Source organism: Phenylobacterium sp. (genome assembly GCF_037968635.1).
In the GTDB taxonomy this organism is placed as follows: Bacteria; Pseudomonadota; Alphaproteobacteria; order Caulobacterales; family Caulobacteraceae; genus Phenylobacterium.
In genome coordinates this window covers 1-4,138 of sequence record NZ_JBBKVV010000150.1, presented here as the reverse complement: position 1 = coordinate 4,138, position 4,138 = coordinate 1, and the positions used below count along the sequence as shown (strand labels likewise).

4 protein-coding genes are annotated in these 4,138 nt (G+C 70.0%); 1 reads left to right on the top strand and 3 read right to left on the bottom strand.

Features of this window, described 5'->3' with window-relative positions; all coding sequences use genetic code 11:
• The coding region (locus tag AAC997_RS17435) for an ATP-binding protein (protein WP_340646976.1) at window positions 1–1,300 on the top strand (1,300 nt) is incomplete at its 5' end.
• A gap of 27 nt (window positions 1,301–1,327) precedes the next feature.
• Here the strand turns inward: AAC997_RS17435 and AAC997_RS17430 are convergent.
• The 3 genes from AAC997_RS17430 to AAC997_RS17420 form a co-directional block, all read right to left on the bottom strand.
• Window positions 1,328–2,284 (bottom strand): HlyD family efflux transporter periplasmic adaptor subunit, encoded by a 957-nt coding sequence (locus AAC997_RS17430; protein WP_340646975.1) that lies wholly within the window; start codon window positions 2,282–2,284, stop codon window positions 1,328–1,330.
• A gap of 4 nt (window positions 2,285–2,288) precedes the next feature.
• Window positions 2,289–3,044 (bottom strand): ABC transporter ATP-binding protein, encoded by a 756-nt coding sequence (locus AAC997_RS17425; protein ID WP_340646974.1) that lies wholly within the window; start codon window positions 3,042–3,044, stop codon window positions 2,289–2,291.
• A partial coding sequence (locus tag AAC997_RS17420; RefSeq protein WP_340646973.1) for an ABC transporter permease occupies window positions 3,041–4,138 on the bottom strand: 1,098 nt, incomplete at its 5' end. The genes AAC997_RS17420 and AAC997_RS17425, both read right to left, overlap by 4 nt.

Below are 4,138 nucleotides of genomic sequence, written 5' to 3'. Positions count from 1 at the left end.
CCTCAACCATCGGATCACCCTCAGCCAGGTCTACCTGGCCATGGTCTTCGCCACCGGCCTGATCGTCGCCCTGATGGCCACCCACCAGCACCGTCTGCGCCAGATCCTGGCCCGCCGCTCGGCCAGCTACATGCGCGCCCGTGACAGGGCCCAGGCCGCCTCGGCGGCCAAGACCGAATTCCTGGCGGCCATGAGCCACGAGATTCGCACGCCGCTGAATTCCATCATCGGCTTCGCCCAGGTCCTGGAACGGCGCGACGACCTGCCGGGCGACAGCCGCCACCAGATCGGCCTGATCGGGCGCTCGGGCGGCGCCCTGCTGACGGTGGTCAACGACATCCTCGACTTCTCCAAGGTGGAGGCCGGGCGTATCGACCTGGACCCCAAGGCGGTGGACCTGACCCAGGCCTGCGAGTCAGCCCTTTCCATCGTGGCCGAAAGCGCCGAGCGCAAGGGCCTGACCCTGGCCATGACCGTCGAGGGCGAGCAGGGCTGCGCCCACGTCTGCGACGACCACCGCCTTGGCCAGGTGCTGCTCAATCTGCTCAATAACGCCATCAAGTTCACCGACGTCGGCGGCGTCACCCTGGCGCTGTCTGTCGTGGAGGCGGCGGACTTTGATCGGGTCCGCATCGCGATCACCGACACCGGCCCCGGCATCGCGCCCGCCGCCGCCGCCCGGCTGTTCCAGCGCTTCAGCCAGGTGGACTCATCGGTCAGCCGCACCCACGGCGGCACCGGCCTGGGCCTGGCCATCTGCAAGGGTCTGGTGGACCTGATGGGCGGCAAGGTCGGCGTCGACTCCATCCCCGGCCAGGGCTCCACCTTCTGGCTGGAAATCCCCATGGCCCGTGCGCAGGCCATCACCGCGAGCGAGGCGGATCAGGACGCCCAGCCGGGTCTGGCCGCCCACATCCTGCTGGTGGACGACCACCCGATGAACCGCGAGCTGGGGATCGCCATCCTGACCCTGCTGGGCTGCACCGCCGACCTCGCCTGCGACGGCCGCGAGGCGATCGAGGCCGCCCAACGTGGCCGCTATGACGCCATCCTGATGGACGTTCACATGCCCGTCGTCGACGGTCTGGCCGCCACCCGCGCCATCCGCGCCCTGACCGGCCCCGCCGCTCAGACCCCGATCATCGCCATGAGCGCCGACGTCCTGCCCGAGCAGGTCGCCAGGATGCGCGAGGCCGGGATGGTGGACAGCGTCGGTAAACCCATCAGCATCCAGGACCTCCACGACTGCCTGGCCCGCTGGGTCGGCCGCGACGCGTCGGGGGAGATCCAGGCGGCCTGATGATTCCGCTCCTCGCGGCGAACTCCCCTAGTTCGCCGCCATCTCCGTCCCGCGCAGGAACTTCACCAGCACCCGCTGGCCGATCAGGAACGGCGCGTCGTCGGCGCTGACCACCACCTCCACCACCCGGTCATCGGTGCGTTCGGTGGGGTCGTCGGAGACCAGTTTGCGGGCGCCGAACACCGCGGCCTGGCGCAGCACCTTGCCGCGATAGACCTTGGTGGGGTCGCTCTCGGGGGCGATCTGCACCGCCTGGCCGATGGCGACATAGGGCAGGGCGCCCTCGGCGATCTCGGCGCGGACGATGTGCGGGGCCGTGGGCTCCAGGTCGAACATGGTCGAGACGTTCAGGGTCGAGGCGCCCGCGCCGGGATTGGCGTAGCGGCGAGCGATGCGGCCGTCGGCCGGGGCGCGGATGATGGTCAGCTCCTGCTCGTACTGGGCCCGGGACAGGGCGGCCTGGGCGGTGGCGATGGCGGCGCGCTGAGCCTCCAGGCTGGCCTGGGCCTCGGCGATCCTGTCCTGCGCCTGGTCCAGCCTCTGGCCGGCCACGAAGTTGGTGGCCACCAGGCCCTGCAGCCGGGCGCGCTCACGTTGCGCTGTGGAGAGCTGCACCTGGGTCATCGCCAGCTGGGCGCGGGCCTGATGCACGGCGGCGGCGGCCTGGGCGGCGGCCAGGCGGGGTTCGTCGTCTTCCTGGCGGGCCAGGACCTGGCCCTTGGTGACCCGGTCGCCCTCGCTCACCAGCACGTCTCGCACGATGCCGGCGCGGCGCGCGGCCACCTGGATCATGCCGCCCTCCACGTCGGCCTTGCCGTTGGCGATGGCGACGAAGGGGCTCTTGGGCGCCTTGGCGGCCAGCAGCTTCTCGGCGGCGGCCTTCCTGGTCTTGGCCTGGCCGTTGAGCACGACACCGCCGGCGACGGCGAGTCCCAGACCCAGGACCACGACCCAGACGACATGGCGGCGAAGGAAGGCGAGCATGGTCTTAGGCTCCGATGAGCTCAGGGGTTTTGGCGCCGGCCGGGCCCGGCGTCGTGCGCCGGTCGTCCAGGATACGGCCGTCCTCGATGTGGATGATGCGGTCGGCATAGGCTTCGAGCCGCGGGTCGTGGGTGACGCAGATCACCGCCGCGCCGTGGCTCTTGGCCGCGCGCTGCAGCAGCTGGATGACGATCTGGCCGTTCTCGCCGTCCAGCGCGCTGGTGGGCTCGTCGGCGAACAGCAGGTGAGGCTCCTTGGCCAGGGCGCGGGCGATGGCCACCCGCTGCTTCTCGCCGCCGGACAGTTCAGAGGGCCGCTGGTGCATGCGCTTGGAAAGGCCGACCTCGGCCAGGGCGATCTCGGCCCGGGCGCGCGCCTCGTGCGGCGCAAAGCCCTTGTACTTCAGGATGATGGTCACCTGCTGCAGGGCGCTCAAGGCCCCGAACAGGTTGAAGCCCTGGAAGATGAAGCCGCAGTGATCCAGCCGGAACCGGTCGATCTGGCCGGGGCGCAGGCCCCACAGGTCCTGGCCCATGGCGCTCACCGAACCCTCGTCGGGCTTCAGCAGGCCCGAGAGCGTCGCCACCAGGGTCGACTTGCCCGAGCCGGACGGCCCCATGACCATGGTCACGTCGCCGTGCAGGGCGTCGAAGTCCACCGACTTCAGCACCTCGATATGGCTGCGGCCGGTCTTGAACCGCTTGGTCAGGCCCTTGGCCACCAGGGCGTGGGCGCCGGGAACACCGGAGGTCTGGCTCATCGCAGCAGGTCCGCGGGTTGGCTCTTCTTGAGGATGCCCATGGCCATCAGGCCCGAGGCCATGGAGATCAGCATCAGCAGGATGGCGACCCCGGTGATCCAGCCGATGGGGAAACCCATGGGCAGGCCGGCGCTCTTGGCCAGCAGCGAGACGCCGAAGGTCAGCAGGGCCGTGGCGATCAGGCCGACGATCCCCACCCAGAAGGACAGCTCGATGACGATCAGCCGCAGCGAGCCCATGGAAACGCCGAGCGCCCGCAGGCTGGCGAACTCCTTGATATTGGCCAGGATCGCCCCGCGCAGGGTCTGGGAGGTGATCCCCACCCCGATCAGGAAGCCCAGGAACACCGAGAAGCCCAGCATCACCCCGATGATCTGCTCCTTCATCAGCGCGCCCTCGTTGGCCTTGGAAAGCTCGTCCCGGGTCCAGGCGCGATAGGCCTTGTCGGCGTTGGCGTTCAGGGTGTCGCGCACCGCCTCGGCGCGGGCGGGGTCCTTGATGCGCACCATCAGCGGTCCGGTCTTGTCGCCCTTCTCCCCCATGCCCAGCAGCCGCATGGTGTCGCGCGACACCACCACCGAGGGCTGGTTGATGTCGGGATAGCCGTCGAGCAGCGCGCGCACGTGCACCGACTTGCCGTTCAGGGCGGCGCTGTCGCCGAGCTTGACCCCCAGCCGCGCCAGCGCGGTGCGGTCGATGGCCACCGCATAGGGTTCCTGCAGGGCGATGCGGACGGTCTCGGAATAGTCGGTGGGCAGGGTCACCGCGCCGGGGCGGGTGTCGACCATGTTGACCTGGACGTAGGTGGTGACCGCCTTCTTTCCCGGGGGCGGGCGATTGGTCCAGCGGGCGCCGTCCCCGTCGAAACTGGCCACCTCCACCACGTCGGGGTTCAGGTAGAGCTGTGGCTGGATGCGGCGCGGTAGCCCCGAGGGGCCGGAATTGATCAGGCTCTCCGACTTGGCGCCCAGCACCAGGATGTCGGCGCGGCTCCGGTCGATGGTGGCTGTGGCGCCCTTCACGATCCCGGTGAACATGCCGACCTGGGCCAGGATCAGCAGGCCCGAAAAGGCCAGCGCGATCACGGCGGCCAT